Origin of the sequence: Enterococcus hulanensis (assembly GCF_005405485.1) — a bacterium.
Lineage (GTDB): Bacteria > Bacillota > Bacilli > Lactobacillales > Enterococcaceae > Enterococcus_A > Enterococcus_A hulanensis.
On the sequence record NZ_BJED01000037.1, the window covers coordinates 1 to 22884 of the forward strand.

Below are 22884 nucleotides of genomic sequence, written 5' to 3' on the forward strand. Positions count from 1 at the left end.
TTGCACCAAAGAGGCTCGTGGGTATAAGGAATATTTAGTAAAAGAAGGCACGCTGGATATTCGTCAGGAAAATCATGTTTATATTGTGGAGTCCTTCTTTGGAGATATGAACGGTAAACGCCACAAATTGACAATTCGTGAAGTTGATCCTAACAAAGCTGCACCTGTGGTCACGAAGCTTTTACAAATCTTGACGACTTTAACGATTTTCGAAACAAACGGTGTCCGCAAATTCGTCAAATTTATCAATTACGAAGGCTCAGGAAAAATCATCACAACCGCTTATGATACTCGTATGGAGGAGTCTGCTCAAGAATCATCGAATGAAACGGCTTCTAATGATACGAAAACTGGAGCTTCATCAAAGAAAACCAATAAATCTGCCAATGAAAGTAAATTATTAACAAAGCAAGCCGCGACACCACACAACAAAACCAACGTAACGCCAACACCTGCAACTGCCGCCTCGAAGCAAAAACCGAATGCAAAGAAACCCTCTGCAACCCCTAAAAAGACAGACCCCGCCTACCTGCACTATGGCAAAACGACTGAAAAAATAGAAGAAGCGCGCGAGGAACGCTGGCTCGAAAGACAGAAAAACAAAATATTGGGTAGAAAGAAGAGAAAGAAAAAATAGACGCTCCGCGTGATTGAAAAAAATAGACAATCAGGCTTCTTTAGTATGGAGAAAATTAGGTTTTAGAGATTCTAATATTAATCAGAAGGCTTCGATAGCGGATGTTTTCTTTGAGAAAGACTTTTCAAGTCACGGCGTTTCCGCTAAACTTAGAGTTTAGAAAATAATTTTAGTGGAGGAAGATTATGCCAAATTGTCCAATGTGTCAATCAGAATATACTTATGAGGATCGCGGCTTGTTTGTTTGCCCTGAGTGTGGTCATGAGTGGTCTGAAAGCGATGAGGTCGAAGAAGGATTGGTGGTCAAAGATAGTAACGGCAACCAGCTTCAAGAAGGCGACAGTGTTACCGTGATCAAGGATTTAAAAGTTAAAGGTGCGTCAGGCGCCATCAAACAAGGAACAAAAGTCAAAAACATTCGCTTAGTCGAAGGGGATCATAATATCGATTGCAAGGTCGATGGCTTTGGTCCAATGAAATTAAAATCCGAATTTGTAAAGAAGTTATAAGCTAGAAGGATTCTTAGAGTTGTTTTCATAAAAAATTCACGCCTTTCGTGCTAAACTAAGGTTAGGAAGCTGTTTATTTCAAGCAATAACTTTGATTGATACCACACTGACTTTTTTAAGGCTGTCTTGAACAGACAATGTCTGGTTAGAGGTATCTCTGCTTGAAAAACAAGTACAGCAAAAAAGGAGAATGTATATGTATGGGAATGGACTGTTTTACAATTTTCTAGATCCCACGTTTTTATTAGTGATTGCTGGTCTGGTTATCTCTGGACTTGCGTCTGCTTATGTTAATTCGACCTTTCGTAAATATGATGAGTTCCGCAGCAGTAAAGGCGTGACGGGAACTCAAGCGGCGGAATATATTTTACGCAGCCAAGGGATCAATGATGTCGGCGTTCAGCAGATCGCTGGAGATCTAACGGATAATTACAATAGCGGAAATAAGATGTTGAGCTTATCCGAAGCGACTGCGCAATCAACTTCGGTAGCGGCGATTGGTGTAGCGGCCCATGAATGCGGGCATGCCGTCCAAGATGCTAAAAATTATATCCCGTTACGGATGCGGGCGGCGATCGTACCGGTTGCCAATATCGGTTCGACTCTTTCATTTCCCTTGATCATGCTGGGTGTCATTATGAGCTGGAACCAAACCTTGATCAATATCGGAATCTTAGCCTTTTCATTAGCGTTGATTTTTCAGCTGGTGACTTTGCCGGTGGAATTTGATGCGTCACGACGGGCGTTAAGTATTCTGCGTGAGGGAAATATGCTGGAAGAAGATGAACTGGCGGCGGCTCGAAAAGTGCTGTTTGCGGCTGCGTTGACTTATGTAGCGGCAGCGCTGGCGACTTTCCTGCAATTGCTGCGGTTGGTCCTGCTGTTTGGCAATCGAAGTCGAGATTAATTACTGGCGATATGCCGGTTCAGACTGTAGACAAAGTCTCTAAAGGAGATGCTGTCTGCAGTCTTTTCTTTTATAATGGAATTGGAAAAAGCTTTTTGTTAGAAAATCAGGCAAAAAAGTTGATGAAGAGGAGGCAGTCCAATGGTGGATTGGCAAAGTTTATTTGAACCGCGCATCCTAGAGCGAGGGTTGAACTATTATCAGATGGGTCATGTATCTGAATTGATTGAGGAAGATGGGGTCATATCAGCGATCGTAACCGGTAGTGAGGATTATGAGGTTGAGCTGGATTTTAATGAAGAGGATAACTTAGGGTTGTACTGTGAATGTCCTTATGCGGCTGAGTTAAATACCTGCAAGCATATGGCGGCAGTCTGTTTTGCTTGGGAGGATGGAGCGAAACAAGTGGCCCCCGCCTTTTCAAAATCCGAGCTGGAAAAATCTGTTGCGGCAACCGATGAAGTAACCTTGCGAGCGTTTCTGCTTGAAATCCTGCAGAAGGATCAAGGTTTGGCACAGCGTTTCATGGGTAAGTCTCAGAAAAGTGGTACTGATGGGGAGATTGATCCGTATCTTCAAGTGAATCAGATCGTTGATCGGTATACAGACTATTCCGGGTTTATTAATTATGATCGTGCTTTTGGGTTTGCTTCTGATTTATCCGAGCTTTTGGATACTGTGGCTCAGCAGCTGATTGAAAAAGAGCGGTATCACGAGGCCTTCGAATTAACGAACACTGTTTTTCAAACGATTGGTGAAGTGGAGATTGATGATTCGAATGGGGAAATCGGCTTTTTAGGAAATGAATGCTATGAGATTTGGCAGCAGATTTTGTCACTGGTTGATTCCGATATGAAACAGAAGATGTTCGCTTGGTTTTCGCGTCAATTGGATGAGCTGGAGCATGATTTTCTATTAGAAATAATCCAACAAGTCATCGCAGAAGAGTTCCAAGAGTTTGATTTTGCGGAACAAAAGCTGCGTCGGGTTGAGGAAATGCTTGAAGAGGTGGATAAGGTAGATGATTTTACCAGAGACTATTCGCTGGCTTTTTGGGGGACAATGAAGGCTGAGCTATTAGACCAGCTGGGAAAACCTGAGGAAGAAATCGAGGCTTTTTATCGGAGTATGTGGGACAACAGTGAGATTCGTCAAAAGTATATCCAACGTTGTATCGACCAGCAAAACGTTTCTAGAGCGATTGAAGTCTTAAAGGAAAGTATTGTTTTGGATAAAGAATATCGCGGGGTAGTCGGTGAGTACAGTAATCAGTTAAAAGATCTGTATTTGCAATTAGGGGACAAAGAAGCCTATGTGAAGCAGCTTTATCGTTTGATTTATGAAGATGATCCAGGCAGTTTGGAGATTTTTATCGAGCTGAAGCAGCTTTATCCGGCAGATGAATGGCGGCCGATCCGAGATAAAATTTTTAAGCAGCTTGCGGGCGAAGTGGAGTTGGATGATCTTTATGTTGAAGAGCAGCGCTATGATCTGCTGATGGCAGAAGTTGAAAAGTCTTATTTGCTTTATAAAACGCAATCTTATCTGCCTCTTTTGAAGGATCGCTATCCTGAACGTTTGTTGGAGAAATACAAGAAAGAGATTCGTTCTATGCTGTATGAATCGTCTAGTCGTAAAAAATACCGCAGCATCGTTCATTTAATGCAAGATATGAAAAAAATTCCTGATGGGAAAAAGGTCCTGGCAGAATTTGTCCAAGAGTTGCGGGCGACTTATCCAAGACGACCTGCCTTATTGGAGGAGCTTGAATATGTTTAGCTAAAATGGACCCCGCTTCATTTATCCGTAAAGATTGCGCTTTCATTTTTTTAGGGGTTCTTATTACTGATAATTTTAAGTGTGTGGTATCATGGAATTAAGGATGGCAGTCTAATTTTTCGTGAGAGAAATTAGCTCATTAATACGAATAAGGAGCTGATATTATGAAAAGATCGACCAAAGTCAAAATCGGAGTAGGCGTGATTGTTGCGGCGAGTACAGCAACAGCAGTCGTAGCTTCTGGAAAACTGATTGAAAAAGCCCGTCATGTATCAAACCGCTGCAAAGTGAAACGCTTTGTCAGTGATAAGTTTGACGGCAGCGAAACATTGCTCGCGATCGTTGATAAACTATCGGATGAGGATTTAGACAATATCATGAGTATTTTAGACAAGATTAAAAGCGGAAAAAAGCGCGTCTCGGTCTATGGTGATTCCATCAAAGATACGACCGAGGATTTGAAGGACCGTTTGATGGATTTTGTAGATAAAGTAATGTAATCGATGTGCCAGCGATGGCGCATCTTTTTTTGTTGAAAAAGTTATGCTAAAGTAAGTTGATTAGAAATAGAGCTAGTGAGGAAAGAAATGGAACGTCAGAGCCAGTTAACAGAAGAAGAGAAACACTTTTTTATGCAGGAGGCGCTTGCTGAAGCGAAGAAAGCCGAGGCGCTTGCCGAGGTCCCGATCGGTGCAATCGTGGTTTATCACGGCGAAATTATCGGGCGCGGGCATAATCTGCGAGAACATAGTCAGGACGCGACCAGTCATGCTGAAATGTTTGCTATTCGCGAGGCCTGCCAGCATTTGGACAGTTGGCGCTTAGAGGAATGTCAGCTGTTTGTTACGTTGGAGCCGTGTCCGATGTGCAGCGGCGGTATGATCTTATCGCGTGTCGAAGAGGTTTATTTTGGTGCTTATGATCCGAAGGGCGGAACGGCCGGCACCTTGATGAATTTATTAACGGATGAACGCTTTAACCACCGAGCGTATGTCGAGGGCGGTATTATGGAAGAGGAATGTGGGCTGCTGCTGACTAATTTTTTCCGAGAAATCCGTGCGCGGAAAAAAAAGACTAGCCAAAACGAGTAGAGTTTGTTATACTATTTTTTGCCGAAAGGCAGGACAATGCCGGGCCTGTGAATTGTGTCAGGTCTGGAAGGAAGCAGCACTAAGTAGGATCCGGCATGTGTCTGATAGATGACTTAACAGCAGGCTTGAGGCTTGCTTTTTTTATTTGAATAAATTAGTGAACGGGGCTTAGGCCCTGTTTTTTTAACATTAAAGATTCGGGTGTCAAAAGCCTGTTTTGAAGGAAAAGGTTTTTTGTTCGCTAAAATAATGGGAACAGATCGCTAATTTTACAATGGATTTAAGTAAGGGTCACCACAAATTAGTGTTTAGGCATTAAAAAATGGGATTAGATAAAGCAAGCATCCTAATTCTTACTTTTGACACCCGAATCATTAAAGGAAGTATAAAATTTTCATATGAATAAATCGCTTTGTAGCGGGTATATCCATGTCTGGCTTCACGAACTAGCTTTATCGGCAATAAGCAAAAATATTTCGAAATTTGAGAAGCAATTTAGAAATATTTTGGTCTTATTGCTCAAAAGCTGAGCGAGTTCGCGAAGCCTTTCTTATTGTTTTTTTGCGGAATGTTAATTCATTGAAGCTCTTTCAAAATAAGCGTACACTGAAGTTATTAAATTTTGGGGGTGCAGCGATGAAGGAGAGACAGGCGTTTCATATTAATGGCTATTTAGGTTTAGTCGGATTAGTTGTGATGGTCGGCATTGGCTTTTGGTCGATTTTTACGGGGAGTAATTCAAGTAATTTTGGACTGATGTTTTTAGGAATTGTTTTATGGCTTATTGCAGCTTTATTTTTCAGCTCGTTGACGATCGTGGGTCCCAACAGGGCAAAGGCTGTTTTATTCTTCGGAAAATATCTTGGCACGATCAAGACGAATGGATTATTCATCACGACACCTTTGACTAGAAAAATTCCAGTTTCACTGAAGGTGCGAAATTTTAACAGCTCGCTGTTGAAGGTGAATGACTCGGATGGGAATCCGGTGGAAATATCGGCGGTCGTGGTGTTTCGGGTAGTGGATACGGCCAAAGCATTGTTTGATGTTGATTATTATTTGGATTTTGTCGAGATTCAAAGCGAGACGGCGATCCGCCATATTGCGACTCAATATCCTTACGATACCTTCAATGACGATGACCTGACGCTGCGGGGCAATACTACCGAGGTGTCGGAAGAATTAGCGACCGAATTACAGGAGCGGTTGGCGATGGCTGGCGTGGAAGTGATCGAGACCCGCTTGAATCACTTGGCTTATGCGACTGAGATTGCTAATGCCATGCTGCAGCGGCAGCAGGCCAAAGCGATTCTTTCTGCACGGCAAACGATCGTCGAAGGTGCGGTGACGATGACTCAGATGGCCCTTGAACAAATTGAAAATGGACAGGACATTCATTTTACCGATGACCGCAAAGTTCAATTGATCAATAATCTGCTGGTTTCGATCATTACGGATAAAGGGACACAGCCGGTGATCAATACTGGCGATCTATCGGAAAAATAGGAGGAACGGCGATGAAGAAACTGTATATTAAGCAAAAGGTTTTTAGCATTGGCGAAAAGTTTACGGTGACAGATGAAGATCAAAAGCCCCGTTATTTTGTTACCGGCAGCTTCATGAAGATTCCCAAGACGTTTCGCATCGAGGATGAGCACGGGCATGAGGTCAGCCGGATCACGAAAAAGGTCATCAGTCTTTTGCCGAAATTTTTTGTTGAAATCAATGGACAAGAGGCGATTGAGATTTCCAAACAGCTGAGTTTCTTTAAGGCGAAGTATTCGATCTCTGCCGAAGATGTGACCGTTGATGGAAATTGGTGGGATATGGATTTTGAGGTTTCGCAAAAAGGACGCAAGGTTGCCGAGATCAATAAACGCTGGATCTCATGGGGCGATACCTATGAGATTACGATTTTGAATGAAGCGTTGGAAGAATTGATCATTTCTTTAGTGATCGCGATTGATTGTGTCAAACAAGATGAAGCAGACTCCGCATCGTCTTCATCAAGTTAAAAAAACCACCGTTGTTGAAGAAATTCAGCAACGGTGGTTTTGTATTTAGAAAAGGGTGATTTCTTGTAACAGGGGATTTTCGATTACCAGCAGCTGTTCCTTGATTTTTAAACCAGCATCGCTGGAGCCGGAGTAGCCGACTAATTTTCCGTTTTTGCCAATGACACGATGGCAGGGAACAATGATCGGCAATGGATTGTTGCGGTTTGCCTGACCGATAGCACGAACGGCTTTTGGCCGCTGGAGCTTTTGTGCTACATCCAGATAGCTCCATGTCTCGCCATAAGGAATTTCTGTCAGCGCCTGCCAAACCTCCTGCTGAAAATCCGTTCCAACGGCAAAAATATACGGAACATCGAACGCTTTGCGATCACCAGCTAAAAATTCTAATAGCTGTTTTTTTGCGGTCTGGAGGATTTCCTGATTGGCTAAAGGATTTTCCTCGATTGGCGTATAAGATACTTGGGTCAAGGCAGTCTGATCGGCATTCAGCCAAAGCGTGCCGAGAATAGATTCAAATTTCATACTTTCACCTGCTTTTTTAGCGAACGAATTCGTTCGGCCTTATTAAGCTGTATGGTACTATAGATGGAACAAGAAGAGTTGAAAAGAGGTAGAATAATGGAAAAAATTATTCTTTTACATACGAATGATCTCCATTCCCATTTAGAAAATTGGCCGAAGATTCGCCGTTTTCTATTGAACCGTAAACAAGAGGAGACAGCAGAAAAAAAGATCATCACCGTCGATCTCGGTGATTTTGTCGATCGCTGGCATCCGTTGACGGAAGCGACGAACGGTCAAGCCAATGTCGCGTTGATGAATCAGATCCAATACGATGCGGCAACGATCGGGAATAATGAAGGGGTCGGAAATTCCAAAGCGGAGTTAAATCATTTATACGATCAAGCGAATTTTGATCTTATTTTAGACAACCTTTTTGATAAGCAAACACTGCAGCCGCCTAAATGGGCCCAGCAAGCTAAAATCATCACGACCGATCAAGGAACGAAAGTCGGTCTGCTGGCGTTTACCGCGCCTTTTCCGCTGACTTACAGCCCCAATGGCTGGGACATTCGTCAGGTGATGGACATTTTACCCAAGCTGGTCGCCGAAATGCGTCCCAAGGTTGATGTACTGGTGCTGATGAGTCATCTTGGGATCAGTGTGGATCGGCGCATTGCGCGGGAAGTACCGGCGATCGATGTGATCTTAGGCTCTCACACCCATCATTTGTTTGAGCATGGTGAAACCATCGGAAACGTTCAGCTGGCTGCCGCTGGGAAATATGGCTATTACGTCGGCGAAGTGCATGTGACCGTTGATGAGGACCATCGCATTTTAAAAACTTCTGCTCGTACGTTTGCGACAGAGAAGATGCTGGAGCTGCCGGAAGATACCGAAGAGGTCGAAGGCTATTTGACAGAAGGTCATCGACTACTAGCCGATAAAAAAGTGGCGGACCTGCCATTTGCCCTGAGCACAGACCTTCAAGCGGAGCATCCGATGATCGATTACACGCTGGCGGCGGTCAAAGAGGCTGCTGGAACAGAGGCCGCGGTTTTAAACTCGGGTCTCTTTTTGACCGACATACCCGCAGGAACGGTCAATCAAGATCAGCTTCATACGGCGCTTCCGCATCCGATGCATTTGATCAAGGTGACATTAGATGGGAATAATTTGATTCGCTTGATTTTAGAAATGGAAAAGAACCGCCATTTTCTAATCAATTTCCCTGTAATGGGTATGGGCTTTCGCGGAAAGGTTTTTGGTCATCTCGTTTATGACGGGATCGAGTATGACCGGGTGAATCATCAAGTTCGCTGGCTTGGCGAGCCGATTGATCCTGAACTAGACTATACGATCGCAACCGTCGATCATTATATGTTTGTGCCCTTCTTTCCGACGATCGAGATCGCAGGCCGCTACGAATTTTTATTCCCGGATTTTATCCGCAGTGTTTTGGGAGACTATCTCCACACTCACTATCCAATCAAATAAAAACAAGGTATAATAGCAAACAGGTGGTGAAACGATGGCAAAAGAAAAAAGAGACAAAAAAGAGAAGATTGATCCTGAAAAAACAGTCACTGAAGAACTGACTGAGGTCTTAGATGAAATCGTTGAGACGCCCGCTGAAGAAAAGAAAAAAGGTGAACCCGTCGTATTTGTTGATGACAGTAATCTTTTGATTGGCGAACGCCAATATCGCTTAGTTAGAAATTATCGTGAAGGCTTTGATGCCGAACGTTTAGGTGAACGCTTTAGTGAGGTCTTGACACGTTATGATTATATCGTTGGCGATTGGGGCTACGACCAGCTGCGGCTGAAGGGCTTTTTCCGCGAAGACGATCGCAAAAGTCTGCCGGAACAGCGGATCGATGCGTTAGAAGATTACCTGTATGAGTATTGCAATTTCGGCTGTGCTTATTTTGTGCTGGAACGAACCGGCGGCAAGCGGCAGCAAAATCGCAAGAAGCGTAAACGCAAGCGCAAGGACAAACCGCAGGCATTCATTGAAGAAAAGAAAGTTCCTGTGAATGACAAACCAAAGAAAAAACCAATCATCAAAAATCGGCAGCCTAAAAAGGAAACGCCGACCAAACTGAAAGAAAAAGACGAACGCTTCGTGATTCGTCAAAGAGAAGAGTAAGAGCATGTACAAAGGATATTTAATTGATTTAGATGGCACGATTTATCGCGGCAGCGAACCGATCCCGGCTGGCCGCCGCTTTGTTGAGCAATTACAGGCGCGCAAGATTCCCTTTTTGTTTTTGACGAATAACACAACGAAAACACCAGAGACAGTCGCCAATCGCTTGGCCAATGAATTTTCGATTCATGTCGGTCCGGAAACGGTCTACACTGCCACTTTGGCAACGATCGACTACATGAATGAAGCCGCTAAGGGCAAAAAAGTCTATGTTATCGGCGAACCCGGTTTGATCGATCCTATCTTGTCTGCCGGCTACGTTTGGGAAGAAGAAAACCCGGACTATGTAGTTGTCGGCTTGGATAACGATGTGACGTACGAAAAATTCGTGACCGCCACATTAGCGATCCAAAAGGGCGCGACCTTTATCGGGACGAATCCAGATAAAAATATTCCAACCGAACGCGGCTTGCTGCCGGGGGCTGGTTCAGTGATCGCGCTGGTGGAAGCTTCTACGCAGCAAAAGGCGATCTATATTGGCAAGCCTGAAGCGATCATTATGGATAAAGCAGTGGAAATCTTAGGGATGGAAAAATCCGATGTCTTGATGGTGGGGGATAATTACACGACTGATATCTTGGCAGGCATCAATAATGACATTGACTCGCTGCTGGTTTTATCAGGCTTTACGCAAAAAGCAGATGTACCGACGCTGCCTGTGCCGCCGACGTATCTGGTGGACTCCTTAGATGAATGGCACTTCGATGAAAAGTAAATGGCTGGAGAAAATCGGCTTGCTGTGCCTGCTGGTGACTTTGCTGACGCTGGCGATCACGTTAACGATCAATGCCCGCTGGCTGTATCAGTTTGACATCGGGCATTTAGACTTATTGGACTATACGACGCTTTCCAGTAAAGAGCTGCTGCATAATTTTGATCAATTGATGCGCTATTTGAACTTGCCGTGGGTGGAAAGTCTCAAAATGACTGATTTTCCAGTCTCGGCCAGCGGCGCCTTGCATTTTTATGAAGTGAAGAAATTATTTCTGCTGAACTATGGTCTGCTGCTGGCAACGACCGTACCTAGCTTTTTCTACGTACGTCATTTGATCAAACAGCAAAGACTATGGACGATGATTCAGCCGTTTCGGATCGCGGTGGCGGTTCCGATCGTGATCGCTTTTTTGATGGCGGTGAACTTTGACCGGTTCTTTATTATGTTCCACGGCGTTTTCTTTAACAATGATGCGTGGATCTTCAATCCGGCTACTGATCCGATCATCAATGTCTTGCCCGAAACGTTTTTCTTACACTGTTTTATTTTATTTTTCATTTTACTAGAAATCTTTTATCTCTTACCAATTTACTTTGGCAAAAGAGCATTAAAAAAAGAGCGCTAAGCTCTTTTTTTAATGCTCTTATTTAACGATGGAATCAAGCTTGCGTGGATGCTCATGGGCTAAACGGCTGGCAGCAGACGCTGCGATCGCGCCTACAAGGTCATCTAAGAAGGTATGAACGTGCACACCATCGTGTTCGTTGAGTTTTTTCAAGATACCGGGCTTCACTTTATCGATGTAGCCGTAATTCGTAAAGCCGATCGAGCCATAAACATTCACGATAGAAAGCGCCATGATCTCGTCGATCCCGTACAGCCCCTCGTCTTCTTCCAGAATATTTTGCAACGGATAGTCCAGCTTCTTTTGCTCAGCCAGCTTGTCCAGCTCGATACCGGTGATGATCGCATTATGAACCTCGCGTTTTGTCAGCACACGATTGACGCTGTGGATACATAATTCAATGTCTAATTTGTCGATATAATCCTTCTGTAAAAAGAAGACCAAATCGGCGATATCTTTGATCGTAACGCCGCGTTCCTCTAAGAGTTCGCGGGCCTTTTGTTCAAGAGCGGTTGTTTCGAATACCATGTCTTACCTCCTATGTGTTAGTAGAATATTTTTCTAAGTTTGAAAAAATGAACCTGACTCTTACGCCGTAGACCATCCAGCTAGCCTACACTTGTGGAAATAGGCTCGTGCTGTGTCCGGGCTGCGTGCGGTTTTTCGGATTAATATAGTGCAGCGCGTTATTGACAGCAGTAGGAGCTTCTCCCATACCGGTCGCGATCAATTTTACTTTGCCGTCATAGGTGCTGATATCTCCGCAGGCATAGACACCAGGAATCGATGTGCGCATGTCCGATTCAACAAGGATTGCTTGCCGCGTGCTTTCTAAGCCCCAAGAGCGTAAATGATCCAAGGAGGAAGAAAAGCCGTAGTTGACGATCAAGTAATCCACGTTCAATGTAATTGTCTCATCACTTTTCGCTTTTTGCAAAGTCAGATCTTCTAAATTCTGTTCACCGTGGAGCTCCTTCAAGAGGTATGGCGTGTAAATATTCACCGAGGAGTCCTTCAATTTCTGGACACTGTGTTCATGTCCGCGGAAATTATCGCGGCGATGGATAATTGATACTTCTGCTGCGATCGGCTCCAGCATTAAGGCCCAATCAATGGCAGAGTCGCCGCCGCCAGCGATGGCGACCTTTTTACCGGCATATTTCATCAAATCATTTATATAATAATCGATCCCATGATTTTCAAAGCGCTCAGCCTCATCAAGCATCAAACGTCTTGGCTGGAACGAACCATTGCCGATCGCTAGGATGACTGCTTTCGTGTAATGGCTATCCTTATTAGTTACCAGTTCAAGATAATCTTCGTGCTGCTTTAATTCTAAAACTTCTTCGTCCAAACAGTAGGTATGAGAAAAAGTCCGCAGCTGCTTTTCTAAGTTGCCAACCAGATCCGCCGCTTTGACGATGGGGAATCCGGGAATGTCATAAATATTTTTCTCAGGATAAAGCGTCGTCAGCTGCCCGCCTAATTGCGGCAAACTATCGATCAGTTTTGTTTTGGCTTGGCGGATACCGGCGTAAAAAGCCGCAAACATGCCGACAGGACCCGCACCTACGATGGTTATATCAAAAATTTCCATATCAACACCCTTTCTTTTCATCGATTGTAACAAATAAATGAGAGAGATAGAAACGCTTGGTTTGAGGAGGTGGCAAAATCAGAAAAGTTTGTTATGATGAACACAGTAAAAAATAAAGGAGGATGTTGAAGTGACTCAATTTCCACAATTAAACTTAACAGAAGAAAAAGGACCAAAAGCTACGATCAAAACAAATATGGGCGACATCAAAGTTCAGTTGTTCCCTGAAGAAGCACCTAAAACCGTTAAAAACTTTGTTGAATTAGCGAAGAAAGGCTATTACGATGGTGTCATTTTCCACCGCGTTATTCCAGATTTCATGATTCAAGGCGGCGACCCGACCGGTACTGGGATGGGCGGCGAAAGTATCTATGGTGAAAAATTTGAAGACGAATTTTCACGCAACCTGTTCAACCTGCGTGGAGCTCTATCAATGGCGAACGCTGGTCCGAATACGAACGGCAGCCAATTCTTTATCGTAAACAATCAAAATGTTCCAGCTAACATGATGGCGCAGTTAGAAGAAGCAGGATTTCCTGGCGAAATCGTTGAAACCTACAAACAAGGCGGAACTCCTTGGTTAGACTTCCGTCATACTGTTTTCGGTCATGTAGTTGAAGGCATGGATGTTGTCGATAGCATCGGTGCGGCAAAACGCGGACCACAAGACAAACCAGTCAATGACATCGTGATCGAATCAATCGAGATCTCAGAATAAAAAAATACGGTCAAGCGGCCGTATCAGATTGTAGACAAAAGACATCCCAAACTCGTAATTTGAGTTTGGGGTGTCTTTTTATCTGATTCGTTTCGAATTTTTTTTAGTTTAACGCAGCAGCGATCCGCTTTAATCCTTCAGCCAGAATCGCTTGCGGACAAGCCACATTCAAACGCATATGCTGTTTGCCGCTAGGGCCATAACTAATCCCCGCATTCAAAACAACCTTGCCTTTATGAACCAATCGTTCCTCAAGCTCCTCATCAGCAAGTCCATACGCCGAAAAGTCCAGCCATAATAAGTAGGTGGCTTCCGGTTTCATGATTTTTACCTTTGGCAAATGTTCTTGGAAGAAAGTCATCGTATAAGCGATATTTGATTGAACGTAAGGCAATAACTCGGCCAACCATTCTTCGCCGGTTTCATAAGCTGCTTCCATCCCAGCTAAACCAAAGGTATTAATCTCCTGCTGGAAGTTTTCTGTCTGCTTGTGCTCCAATTGTTTGCGCAATTTCTCATTTTTCGCAAAAACGATCGAATTTTTGATCCCAGCCAGATTAAAGGTCTTCGTCATGGAAGTGAATTGCAGACTAAAATCACTGAACCCTTCACCCGCAGCAAAGAAAGAAGTCATTTCATTTGGCGAAAAGACCAGATCCTGATGGATTTCATCACTAAAGACCAGCACACCGTATTTGCGGCAAAGCTCACCCAGCTGCTGCAATTCCTCCTTCAGCCAGACCCGACCGCCAGGATTGTGAGGATTGCATAAAATCATGACCTTTACTTGGTGCTGCTTGAATTTCTCCTCAATGTCACCAAAGTCCATCACAAAATGACCGTTTTCCTCGATCAATTGGCTGCGAACCAATTTCCGATGATTAGTAGTAATAATATTTGCAAACGGAGGGTAGACAGGATCATGGATCAAGATCGTGTCATTCGGTTTCGTAAATGCTTGGACCGCCGTGGCGATTCCAGCTAACACACCCGAGAAGAAAAGAATCTCTTCTTTTTCGATAGTTAGCTGATGGTGTTTCTTTTCCCAATCAATAATAGCCGTATACAGACTCTCTGGCGTATCCGCATAACCCAATACTCCGTGATCCAGCAATTTCTGATAAGCCTGCAAAACTCCTGCCGGTGCTTTGAAATCCATATCAGCGATCCACAAGGGCAGCAGCTCTTGTTCATTGTACATCTGAAGTATCGCGTCCCACTTCACACTGTTAGTGCCCAGACGCTCGATTGGTTGATCAAAATTTGTCATTCTTCTTCCTCCTACTTGCGAACTTCAATTTTAGTTATAAATACAGTATAATGAAAAACTTTGATTATTGATAGAATAGGTGTTTTACTAATGCCTAAAACAAATTTAACTGCCATTTTAGCATAAAAAAATTAATAAATGATACCCAGAAAGATACCGCAAAAATCAACTAATGTTCTTTTGGCGGAAAAACCGAAGATTTGAATTCAAGCTAAAATCCATTCTGGCCTTAGCCGGCAGCTAAATATGAGTATAACGATTCTTTTTACTACCTATATCTTTCACAAAATACGCTTGATAGAATGAAGTGGTCATAATACGCGCACTTGATTTTGTATACTAGATATTTAAGGAGGAGTTGGGTATATGAAACAACATTATTCTATTAAAATTTTTATTTTTTGTGCAATAGGGGTTTGTATCAATGTCGTCTTGGGTTCTATCATCACCGTCACCAATATTCCGTTTCTTTTTCTCGATGCAATAGGAACGATATTTATCGCTGTGAATTTTCGAATGAGGGACGGGATTCTTACAGGGGTATGCACAAATCTATTGTTGGGAGTGATCCATGGACCGCTGGCTTTACCGTTTGGCTTAGTCAGCATCACGATCGCGATTGTTGCAAATTTATGTGCTAGAAAAAGTTTTTCATACAAGAAAGCTTTTATTACAGGCATTCTATTAGTATTGATCGGCTCATTAGTCAGCGCGCCTATCCGGGTCATTCTTTATGGCGGCTTTGGTGGCCTATCTAAATCCGTTTCTGACATTCTCGTTTTTTCACTTCAAGCATCTGGTAGAAGAGCGATCGTTGCCGCCTATTGGGGAGCGGTCACAGATGGGATTGTCGATAAGATCATTTCTTGCTTCATCGTTGTTTGGTTAAGTAATTTACCCCAGATTCAACCGTTTTTGCAATCATTCCGTAATTCAAAGGAGAACTATCATGAATGGTCAAAAGAGAATTCTTAAAATCTTTACTCAATTACTGAGTGGCACGACATTGCTGAAAAAAGACTTGATGGAAGAATATCAAAAGCAAGGCAGTACGATTCAAAGAGATATCGGAATTATCGAAGAAGTTTTAGACGAAAATGATTATTCATCCTCTCATTTCGGTACCTTGAAACGCGAAGGAAAGGGAGGTTATCAATTATCTGACCACTTGAGAAAAAATGTTTTAAGTGATGATGAATTACTTGCCATCCTAAAAGTCCTATTTGCTAGTCGAGCGTTTAACGGAAAAGAGATGACTGAACTAATTGATAAATTCCATACACTATCAACAGATAAGAAAAGGATTCGTCAATTCATTGCCAATGAAGAACTCTATTATCAAGGTGTTTCAAAAGTTGATCTATTGGAAAGAATCAATTTTATGTGTGATGCGATCTCAAATAACCGAACCATTGAGTTTGAGTATACCAGACGTGGGGAGACGCAAATCTTTAGGCGTACCCCGAACGCTCTTCAATTTTCAGACTTATATTTCTTTATGATGTCGGCTTCTCATACGGCACAAGACGATGCGGACTTTTCTGCTTTGAATAAATTTCGAATCAACAACATGGTCAATTTAAGAATTGTTTCCTCCCCTAAGAAATCATTGTACAAAGACAGGTGTGAAACGGGTGCCTTAAGAAATCAGACAGCACACCTTCCCTTTTTAGGAAATCCCATTACAATGATCATAGATTTTTATCACGATCCTGTTTATGTATTGGATCGTTTTCCAAACTCAAAAATCATTAGGGAAAATGAAGATGACAGCTACCGTATCGAAGTACATGCAAATGACGGCTATGGAGTAAAGATGTGGCTGCTTAGCCAAGGCGATATGGTGAAAGTGATTTCTCCCAAGCATATGAAAGAGTATGTTATTCAGGATATGCGAGATACATTGAAATATTATGGATATGAAACCATTCCGCAAGAAGATAGTTAAACTGCTATCTTCTTTTTGTTTCCAGCGAAGTGATCATATAATGCATAGGTTGTTTTATATAATGAGTTGATTGGAATAAGTATTAGGAGGATAAATAAATGAAAAAGAAGCAAATGATGTTGCTCGCATTCAGTTTAGTATTATTTACTGGATGTCATGCTCAAAGTAGCCAAGAAGATGAGGTGAAAAATGTTTCAAAAGTTCTGCAGCAATCCCAAGTAACTAGAAAAAAAACAAGAAAATCAAGTACACCATCCAGGGAGATAAAGGAATCAGGTTCCTCAAGCGAAACGAAGGAGGTTGTTAATTCGTCAGAAACGAGTCAAACTCTTTGGAATTCTGAAAAAGCCCAACAATTGCAGCAGTTTATGTCAAGTTGGGGAGCAACTATGGGACAAGAATATCATGAGTATAAAGAAGGTCACAGTATTAAACATTATCTTTTTGAAGTCCCAGATCAAATTTTATCTGGAGATTATCCATTTGTAGTCAATAATGAACGCGCGGATTTTAGTTGGTCAAAAGATGGTGAATCCGGTTCTGGGTATAAAGTGGTTGCTGTTTATTCTGATCTTGAACCCGGTTCATATGAATTAGAGAAGCATACCTATTTATTTGCTATATACAATGGTGAACCTAAAGTCTTAATAGCAACATTACATGGTCAGCATGAAGCTTATTATGCGGCTTTTGTGGAAACCGAAAATAAAGAATTGAAAAATGGGTTTGCTCAGATTGTTAATGGGACTAATAGTTTGAGTAAACAACCCGAAAAAGCAGTGAACACTGGAATAGTAGCAGGATACTCTAACCAACAAGTTCAAGCAGCAAGAGTTTGGTTTACTAAATTTGATAGAGAAAATGGTTCTGCTATTGATCCGGATGCTTATTATTCAATTACACATTTGGAAGCAGGTTCAGCAATTGCACCAATTCCGAACAGTGTAAATTTCTCCAAACCAGCTATTTCAATTTTAGCAACACCGACTGCAGCGGGTGGTGTTACGTATACTGATAACGGCGATGGCACAGTAACAATTTATGACATTCCATTACATTTTCAAGATGAACGCTACATGGATGCTAGTTATAGTAGAGAATTTACACAGGCTATTTTGGATAAAGCACAAACAATTTCATTGGGAAACTTCTCTGAAGAACAATTAATGACCTTCTTAACTCGTTTGAAATAATCATTTTTGAAAATAATATCTAAACTCGGCACTCCCTTATCAAAAATCCAACAATTTATGTTGAATTTCCTCTTTTTTTTCAAAAATGCAAAAGTGTTCATCTTATGAATAGGTCATTTTATATAATTAATTAGTTAGAACGATTCTAATCAAAAAACAGGGGGTAAATTCAATGAAAAGAAGCTTTCTTAATAGTATTCTTGCTTCAGAAAAAAAGTATCGAGCAAAAATGGTAAAAGGAAAACATGGTTGGTTAGTAAAAGGTATGGTGTTTGGTACTTTATTATTTGGAGGAATGTTAATTGACAGTGTATCAGTAGAAGCTGCGTGGGCACCAAATACAGTGGAACAAATCGCTAGCAGAATCAAGGATGGACAAAAATCCATTACAATGATTGAGGGGGATACCGTTTATAATATTGGTTTAGCCATTAATATTAAGGACCCGATGCAGTTATTGTATGACAATGGGTTCAAAGACGGTGAACAGTATACCTTACCTGTAGGAACAAAAATTTCTTGGGATGGCAACCATGTAACAGTAACTGATCCTCAAGGAAATGTTATTGGTGATTCAGTTGTTAAGGATGAACAAAAGCATAATCCTGATCAACCAGTTGCTGGTCAAGCTAGTGATACTCCACAAGTACCAGTTACGGGAGAAAAACAATCGGCAAATGCAGCGTCAAATAATCAAAATGTTGCTACAGAAAAACCAAGCCAAACAATTCCGCAAGCACCAATTACAGAAAATGGTCAAGGATCTCCTAATCAAGAAACACCAGCTAAACCAAGTAACCCAGGAACTACACCAGAAAAACCAACGAATCCTGGTCAACCTACTAATCCAGAAAAACCTAAACCACCAGTTGTTCCTGAACAACCAGAGGATAATCGGACAGAACTTGAAAAATTAAAAGCTCAACTAGCTGATTTAGAAGCTAAATTACAAGTTGCTGAACAGGAATTAGCAACAGCTAAACAAAATCTTGAAGATGCTAAAAATCAACCAACAGCAGAATCAATCGACCAACAAATTAGTGATTTGCAAGCTGCTATTACACAAAAAGAAGCAAGTAAAGCAACTTTACAATCTGAAATTACTAATTTAGAAAATCAACAATCTACGGCGAATACTGAATTGGTGAACGCTCAAGCCAATTTAAATAATATTTTAGCAACTCAACAACAAGCACAAGATGCAGTGACAGCCGCTCAAGCAGCACTGGAAGCGATTAAAGAAACTGGTGACCCAACACAGATTGCTAATGCGGAAGCAGCCTTAGAAACAGCACAGAATGCAGCCAGTGATGTTGCTGCACAAGTTGCTCAAGCGCAAAGTGCTGTTGATGAAAAACAGAATGCAGTAACATCTATTGAGAATCAAGTAACTTCTAAGCAAAATGAATTAAATGCTGCTGGTGATACTTCAACTGAACAAGCCAAAATTGCTGAATTGCAAGCTCAAAAAGAGGGATTAGCTTCTCAATCAATTGCAGAACTTGAACAAATCGTTGTTGAAAAGCAAAAAGTGGTTGACGATCTAAAAGCTCAAATTGAAGAAGTAAAACAAAAGATTGCAGCAATCGAATTAAAAGTTGATCGTTCAGATGCGATTAATTCATTAAAACAATTCACTTACCTAACTCAAGAATTGGTTGATGGATATGTTGCTCGAATTAATTCAGCATTAAGCAAAGGTGAAATTCAAGCAGTAGTAAGTGAAGCTAGTGCCAAAAATGCTGAACTGCAAGCTAAATATGAAGAAGAACAAGCTGCTAAAGAATTAGTAAAAGCTAAAGAATCTGCAATCCAAGTAATCAGCGGATTAACATTAACCAATGACGAAAAAGCAGATTTCACCTCTCAAGTAAATGCAGCAACGTCAATTGATCAAGTAAATTCAGTTTTAGAAACTGCGAAAGCTAAATCAATTGAAAATGAAACGGCTAAACAACTTGAAAAAACTAAAACAGATGCTAAAACTTCTATCGATTCAATGAATATCACCAATGATGAAAAATCAGATTTCAAATCTAAGGTAGAAGCTGCAACAACGGTTGATGAAGTAAAATCAATTGTAAGTGAAGCACAAAAGATTTCTGACGAAAATGATGCTAAGGAAGAAGAAGCTAAAAAATTAGCAGAAGCTAAATCGGCAGCAATCACTCAATTAGAACAAATGAATCTTAAAGATCAATTGAATTCATTCAAATCTAAAGTAAATGCAGCTACAACAGTTGATGAAGTAAAATCAATTGTAAATGAAGCACAAGTAATTTCTGATCAAAATGATGCGGATGAACAAGATGCTAAAGAACTTCAAGAAGCAAAGGAATCTGCATTCGCAAAATTAGATACATTAAATCTTAAAGATCAAAAACAAAGCTTTGTAGATCAAGTAAATGATGCTCAATCTACCTCAGTGATTGATCGGATTTTAGAAGAAGCTCAAAAGGTTTCTGATGAAAACGATGCCAAAGATCAAGATGCTAAAGAATTAGCTCAAGCAAAAACTGATGCATTAACTAAATTAGATTCAATGAATCTTAAAGATCAAAAACAAAATTTTGTAGATCAAGTAAATGCAGCAACAACAGTTGATCAAGTAACTAATGTAGTCAGTGAAGCGCAAAAGGTTTCTGATTCTAATGATAAAGATGATCAAAATGCAGAAAAACTTCAAAAAGCAAAAGACGCAGCAATTAAGATTGTAAATGGATTGAATTTAACAAATGATGAAAAAACTTCATTCATCAATCAAATCAATGCAGCGACAACAACTAGCCAAATTGATCAAATCGTTCAAGCAGCAAAAGATAAAGTTACAGAAAATGAAGAAGCTGCCAAATTAGAAAAAGCTAAGCAAGAAGCTTTGGCTAAATTAGATGCAATGAATCTTAAAGATCAATTAGCTTCATTCAAATCTAAAGTAAATGCAGCAACAACAATTGATCAAGTTAATAAAGCAGTTGAGGATGCTCAAAAAGTATCTGATGAAAATGATCAAAAAGACGAAGATGCTAAACAACTAGCGGAAGCTAAAGAGGTAGCAATTAAAGAAATCAACGCTTTGGAACACCTATCATCATCTGAAAAACAAGGATTTGTTAGTCAAGTAAATGCAGCAACAACAGTTGATCAAGTAACTACAGCATTAAATACAGCAAAAGCTAAGAATGAAGAAAATGCTCCAGAACTAGAATTAACCTTGCAAGAAACCAAAGACAAATGGTCAGATCAAATTCGAGCTGAAGGTTTAGGAATTGCAGCTGCACCATATCTAGTAAAAATCAATAAAGCAACAACCATTGAAGAAGTTCTAGAAGCTGTACGGGAATTTATGGGAGCATCTGGTAAAGTTTATGATGAAATCCCAACAATTCAAAATTCAAAAGAAGAGCAACAAAATTATACAAATACATTCTTAGATGAATTAAATGCTTACCGTAAAGAAAGTGGATTAAAAGGTCTAAGTACCAATGATAAACTTCAAGAAGCTGCAGATCTTCGAGCTAAAGAATTAGCGGAATCATTTAGCCATACACGACCTAACGGAAGTGGAGTTATTACAGCAATTGATGAAATCTTTGGAGGAGCTAGTAAAAATCCATATACATTAAATGGAGAATGTATTGCTTCAGTGGGTAACGTATATAGTCATTCTAGTGGTGGTACCTTAGCAGAAAAAGTGTTAGATATGTGGCAAAATAGTGAAGGTCATGATGCTATCTTGAAACACAATAAAGGTACAGATATTGGAGTTTCATTCTTTGTAGCAGAAGATGGAACAGTCTACATGGTATTCTTAATTGCCTACAAATAATTAGTAATATCAAGTGCAAAAGAAAAAATCTCAGATCTAATTTAGGTCTGAGATTTTTACGTCATTTTTCAACGACGTCATCGACCATTAAATATATAGTAGAAGTTTTATTATAGATGTGTGAATGGTTTCTCGTACTGACAATTTTCCACAAAGTGAAATGTTGGAGTTGGTGATACCTAGAAAGATACCACAGGAACTGAAGAGTCATCATTACTCTCTTAGTCATTCATGATGACTTAGAATACTTAATACAGTATAATGAAACATGCGAAAAGAGGGAAATGAATGGGATATAAAATTGGAGATATTATTGAAGGAAGAGTTACCGGGATTCAGCCCTATGGTGCATTCATCTCATTAGATGACCAGACACAGGGGTTAGTCCATATATCTGAGGTACAGTCCGGCTACACAAAGAACATCCACAGCTTTTTAGAAATTGGCCAAACAGTAAAGGTCCAAGTAATCGACATCGACGAATACACGAAGAAAATCAGTTTATCGCTGCGCACATTAGCTGAGCGGCCAGCAGAAGCACCGTATCATCGAAAACGCTACTTTACGAATCGCAACAAAAATATCGGCTTCCGTTCGCTGGAGAAGAACATGCCTGAGTGGACCGATGAAGCAATTGACTTTCTATTGAAAGAACGTGTTGAAAATTAATTCTCAGTTTTATGCAAAGAATATCTTTTTTTCAGAAAACGTGATACAATGAGTGCGATTTATGATTAGCTTTTGCAGAGGTGAAAATTGTGACGAAACAAGTATCTGGAACAATCATGTTGCATTTAGAAGATGGATCAAAACGTTTTTTAGTTCACGAAAAAGGAAAAGATAAAGAATTTGCCCGCACTGATACCAAAGCCGAAAACACCGTTTTAGCTAGTTTTTTGAATTTTTTAAAAGCAACACTACATATTAATGTTGAGGATATTCGTTTAGTTGAATTGACCAACACGCAATCACACGGAGCCAGTTTGCCGCTATATGTGTTTGAAATGGCCAGTGAAACTGCCACAGAACTACCAGAAGGATTCGCTTGGGAAAGTCCTGACAGCGTGAGAAAAATCCTTGGAACGATCGAAATCGAAGGTGTACCATTATTTGAATAAATACTAAAAAGGAGCTTATGAAAATAAGTTCCTTTTTTTTAGAGAAAATAGTTGACCGATGATAGATTAAGTGGTAAATTAGTAAACGTTGCTGATACAGCAAAAGCCGAACAATGATTTTTGGAATTTAAAAAACTTCAAAAAAGTTGTTGACAATCACTCAGTAACCTGTTAAGATATAAAAGTTGCTGAAACAAAGCAACAAACCATGTAGACCTTTGAA

General features: G+C 40.9%; 23 protein-coding genes and 1 other RNA gene. 20 read left to right on the forward strand and 4 right to left on the reverse strand.

Features of this window, described 5'->3' with window-relative positions; genetic code table 11:
* The 9 genes from FFR60_RS22355 to FFR60_RS22395 all read left to right on the forward strand — a co-directional run.
* Positions 1–637, forward strand: a 637-nt coding sequence (locus FFR60_RS22355; protein ID WP_171005014.1) for a hypothetical protein, incomplete at its 5' end; no start/stop codon positions are given.
* A gap of 185 nt (positions 638–822) precedes the next feature.
* On the forward strand, positions 823–1146 hold the full coding sequence (locus tag FFR60_RS22360; protein WP_088934570.1) for a zinc ribbon domain-containing protein YjdM: 324 nt from the start codon (positions 823–825) through the stop codon (positions 1144–1146).
* 196 nt (positions 1147–1342) lie between these two features.
* Positions 1343–2053, forward strand: a complete 711-nt coding sequence (locus FFR60_RS22365) for a zinc metallopeptidase (RefSeq protein ID WP_137665898.1) — start codon at positions 1343–1345, stop codon at positions 2051–2053.
* Positions 2054–2194: 141 nt separating this feature from the next.
* On the forward strand, positions 2195–3832 hold the full coding sequence (locus tag FFR60_RS22370; RefSeq protein WP_137665899.1) for an SWIM zinc finger family protein: 1638 nt from the start codon (positions 2195–2197) through the stop codon (positions 3830–3832).
* Between the two features lie 164 nt (positions 3833–3996).
* Positions 3997–4332 carry a hypothetical protein gene (locus FFR60_RS22375; RefSeq protein ID WP_088934573.1) on the forward strand — a complete coding sequence of 112 codons (336 nt, stop codon included), beginning with the start codon at positions 3997–3999 and terminating at the stop codon, positions 4330–4332.
* Between the two features lie 87 nt (positions 4333–4419).
* Positions 4420–4923, forward strand: a complete 504-nt coding sequence (tadA, locus tag FFR60_RS22380; protein ID WP_137665900.1) for a tRNA adenosine(34) deaminase TadA — start codon at positions 4420–4422, stop codon at positions 4921–4923.
* A 26-nt stretch (positions 4924–4949) separates the two neighbouring features.
* Positions 4950–5033, forward strand: an RNA gene (gene ffs, locus FFR60_RS22385) — signal recognition particle sRNA small type.
* A 526-nt stretch (positions 5034–5559) separates the two neighbouring features.
* On the forward strand, positions 5560–6429 hold the full coding sequence (locus FFR60_RS22390; protein WP_137665901.1) for an SPFH domain-containing protein: 870 nt from the start codon (positions 5560–5562) through the stop codon (positions 6427–6429).
* Positions 6430–6440: 11 nt separating this feature from the next.
* On the forward strand, positions 6441–6938 hold the full coding sequence (locus FFR60_RS22395) for an LURP-one-related/scramblase family protein (RefSeq protein WP_088934576.1): 498 nt from the start codon (positions 6441–6443) through the stop codon (positions 6936–6938).
* 45 nt (positions 6939–6983) lie between these two features.
* Here the strand turns inward: FFR60_RS22395 and FFR60_RS22400 are convergent, their stop codons facing one another.
* Positions 6984–7463, reverse strand: a complete 480-nt coding sequence (locus FFR60_RS22400; protein WP_137665902.1) for a methylated-DNA--[protein]-cysteine S-methyltransferase — start codon at positions 7461–7463, stop codon at positions 6984–6986.
* 96 nt (positions 7464–7559) lie between these two features.
* Between FFR60_RS22400 and FFR60_RS22405 the strand changes: the two genes are divergently transcribed.
* The 4 genes from FFR60_RS22405 to FFR60_RS22420 are packed head-to-tail and all read left to right on the forward strand — an operon-like array spanning position 7560 to position 10991.
* Entirely contained in the window at positions 7560–8939 is a 1380-nt protein-coding gene (locus tag FFR60_RS22405; RefSeq protein WP_088934578.1) for a bifunctional metallophosphatase/5'-nucleotidase, read from the forward strand.
* A gap of 34 nt (positions 8940–8973) precedes the next feature.
* Positions 8974–9591, forward strand: coding sequence for a YutD family protein (locus FFR60_RS22410; protein WP_137665903.1), 618 nt, complete (start codon positions 8974–8976; stop codon positions 9589–9591).
* Positions 9592–9595: 4 nt separating this feature from the next.
* Positions 9596–10366 (forward strand): TIGR01457 family HAD-type hydrolase, encoded by a 771-nt coding sequence (locus FFR60_RS22415; RefSeq protein ID WP_137665904.1) that lies wholly within the window; start codon positions 9596–9598, stop codon positions 10364–10366.
* Entirely contained in the window at positions 10356–10991 is a 636-nt protein-coding gene (locus FFR60_RS22420) for a TIGR01906 family membrane protein (protein WP_137665912.1), read from the forward strand. The genes FFR60_RS22415 and FFR60_RS22420 overlap by 11 nt, the downstream gene beginning before the upstream one ends.
* Positions 10992–11009: 18 nt before the next feature.
* On the opposite strand, the gene FFR60_RS22425 is transcribed toward FFR60_RS22420, so the two are convergent.
* Together FFR60_RS22425 and FFR60_RS22430 are read right to left on the reverse strand one after the other, a co-directional pair.
* Positions 11010–11519 (reverse strand): phosphatidylglycerophosphatase A family protein, encoded by a 510-nt coding sequence (locus FFR60_RS22425; protein WP_088934581.1) that lies wholly within the window; start codon positions 11517–11519, stop codon positions 11010–11012.
* Positions 11520–11604: 85 nt separating this feature from the next.
* Complete coding sequence (locus FFR60_RS22430) at positions 11605–12588, reverse strand: NAD(P)/FAD-dependent oxidoreductase (RefSeq protein ID WP_137665905.1); 984 nt, start codon at positions 12586–12588, stop codon at positions 11605–11607.
* A gap of 130 nt (positions 12589–12718) precedes the next feature.
* On the opposite strand from FFR60_RS22430, the gene FFR60_RS22435 reads away from it, so the two are divergent.
* Positions 12719–13306 (forward strand): peptidylprolyl isomerase, encoded by a 588-nt coding sequence (locus FFR60_RS22435; protein ID WP_088934583.1) that lies wholly within the window; start codon positions 12719–12721, stop codon positions 13304–13306.
* A gap of 103 nt (positions 13307–13409) precedes the next feature.
* On the opposite strand, the gene FFR60_RS22440 is transcribed toward FFR60_RS22435, so the two are convergent.
* On the reverse strand, positions 13410–14576 hold the full coding sequence (locus tag FFR60_RS22440) for a MalY/PatB family protein (RefSeq protein ID WP_137665906.1): 1167 nt from the start codon (positions 14574–14576) through the stop codon (positions 13410–13412).
* 366 nt (positions 14577–14942) lie between these two features.
* Here FFR60_RS22440 and FFR60_RS22445 point away from each other — a divergent pair, with 366 nt between their 5' ends.
* The 6 genes from FFR60_RS22445 (at position 14943) to FFR60_RS22470 (ending at position 22661) form a co-directional block, all read left to right on the forward strand.
* Positions 14943–15551, forward strand: coding sequence for a hypothetical protein (locus FFR60_RS22445; RefSeq protein ID WP_137665907.1), 609 nt, complete (start codon positions 14943–14945; stop codon positions 15549–15551).
* Positions 15526–16524 (forward strand): helix-turn-helix transcriptional regulator, encoded by a 999-nt coding sequence (locus FFR60_RS22450; RefSeq protein ID WP_137665908.1) that lies wholly within the window; start codon positions 15526–15528, stop codon positions 16522–16524. The genes FFR60_RS22445 and FFR60_RS22450 overlap by 26 nt, the downstream gene beginning before the upstream one ends.
* 98 nt (positions 16525–16622) lie before the next feature.
* Positions 16623–17717 carry a YdeJ family lipoprotein gene (locus tag FFR60_RS22455; RefSeq protein ID WP_137665909.1) on the forward strand — a complete coding sequence of 365 codons (1095 nt, stop codon included), beginning with the start codon at positions 16623–16625 and terminating at the stop codon, positions 17715–17717.
* Between the two features lie 172 nt (positions 17718–17889).
* Positions 17890–21543 (forward strand): albumin-binding GA domain-containing protein, encoded by a 3654-nt coding sequence (locus tag FFR60_RS22460; RefSeq protein WP_137665910.1) that lies wholly within the window; start codon positions 17890–17892, stop codon positions 21541–21543.
* Positions 21544–21831: 288 nt separating this feature from the next.
* Complete coding sequence (locus FFR60_RS22465) at positions 21832–22212, forward strand: CvfD/Ygs/GSP13 family RNA-binding post-transcriptional regulator (protein ID WP_137665911.1); 381 nt, start codon at positions 21832–21834, stop codon at positions 22210–22212.
* Positions 22213–22298: 86 nt separating this feature from the next.
* Complete coding sequence (locus FFR60_RS22470; RefSeq protein WP_249355082.1) at positions 22299–22661, forward strand: hypothetical protein; 363 nt, start codon at positions 22299–22301, stop codon at positions 22659–22661.
* Positions 22662–22884: the final 223 nt, after the last annotated feature.

Bases quoted from the DNA above. Each gene is read 5' to 3' on its own strand.
- FFR60_RS22360 (WP_088934570.1), top strand. From the start codon at position 823: ATGCCAAATTGTCCAATGTGTCAATCAGAATATACTTATGAGGATCGC.
- FFR60_RS22365 (WP_137665898.1), top strand. From the start codon at position 1,343: ATGTATGGGAATGGACTGTTTTACAATTTTCTAGATCCCACGTTTTTA.
- FFR60_RS22370 (WP_137665899.1), top strand. From the start codon at position 2,195: ATGGTGGATTGGCAAAGTTTATTTGAACCGCGCATCCTAGAGCGAGGG.
- FFR60_RS22375 (WP_088934573.1), top strand. From the start codon at position 3,997: ATGAAAAGATCGACCAAAGTCAAAATCGGAGTAGGCGTGATTGTTGCG.
- tadA (WP_137665900.1), top strand. From the start codon at position 4,420: ATGGAACGTCAGAGCCAGTTAACAGAAGAAGAGAAACACTTTTTTATG.
- FFR60_RS22390 (WP_137665901.1), top strand. From the start codon at position 5,560: ATGAAGGAGAGACAGGCGTTTCATATTAATGGCTATTTAGGTTTAGTC.
- FFR60_RS22395 (WP_088934576.1), top strand. From the start codon at position 6,441: ATGAAGAAACTGTATATTAAGCAAAAGGTTTTTAGCATTGGCGAAAAG.
- FFR60_RS22400 (WP_137665902.1), bottom strand. From the start codon at position 7,463: ATGAAATTTGAATCTATTCTCGGCACGCTTTGGCTGAATGCCGATCAG.
- FFR60_RS22405 (WP_088934578.1), top strand. From the start codon at position 7,560: ATGGAAAAAATTATTCTTTTACATACGAATGATCTCCATTCCCATTTA.
- FFR60_RS22410 (WP_137665903.1), top strand. From the start codon at position 8,974: ATGGCAAAAGAAAAAAGAGACAAAAAAGAGAAGATTGATCCTGAAAAA.
- FFR60_RS22415 (WP_137665904.1), top strand. From the start codon at position 9,596: ATGTACAAAGGATATTTAATTGATTTAGATGGCACGATTTATCGCGGC.
- FFR60_RS22420 (WP_137665912.1), top strand. From the start codon at position 10,356: ATGAAAAGTAAATGGCTGGAGAAAATCGGCTTGCTGTGCCTGCTGGTG.
- FFR60_RS22425 (WP_088934581.1), bottom strand. From the start codon at position 11,519: ATGGTATTCGAAACAACCGCTCTTGAACAAAAGGCCCGCGAACTCTTA.
- FFR60_RS22430 (WP_137665905.1), bottom strand. From the start codon at position 12,588: ATGGAAATTTTTGATATAACCATCGTAGGTGCGGGTCCTGTCGGCATG.
- FFR60_RS22440 (WP_137665906.1), bottom strand. From the start codon at position 14,576: ATGACAAATTTTGATCAACCAATCGAGCGTCTGGGCACTAACAGTGTG.
- FFR60_RS22445 (WP_137665907.1), top strand. From the start codon at position 14,943: ATGAAACAACATTATTCTATTAAAATTTTTATTTTTTGTGCAATAGGG.
- FFR60_RS22450 (WP_137665908.1), top strand. From the start codon at position 15,526: ATGAATGGTCAAAAGAGAATTCTTAAAATCTTTACTCAATTACTGAGT.
- FFR60_RS22455 (WP_137665909.1), top strand. From the start codon at position 16,623: ATGAAAAAGAAGCAAATGATGTTGCTCGCATTCAGTTTAGTATTATTT.
- FFR60_RS22460 (WP_137665910.1), top strand. From the start codon at position 17,890: ATGAAAAGAAGCTTTCTTAATAGTATTCTTGCTTCAGAAAAAAAGTAT.
- FFR60_RS22465 (WP_137665911.1), top strand. From the start codon at position 21,832: ATGGGATATAAAATTGGAGATATTATTGAAGGAAGAGTTACCGGGATT.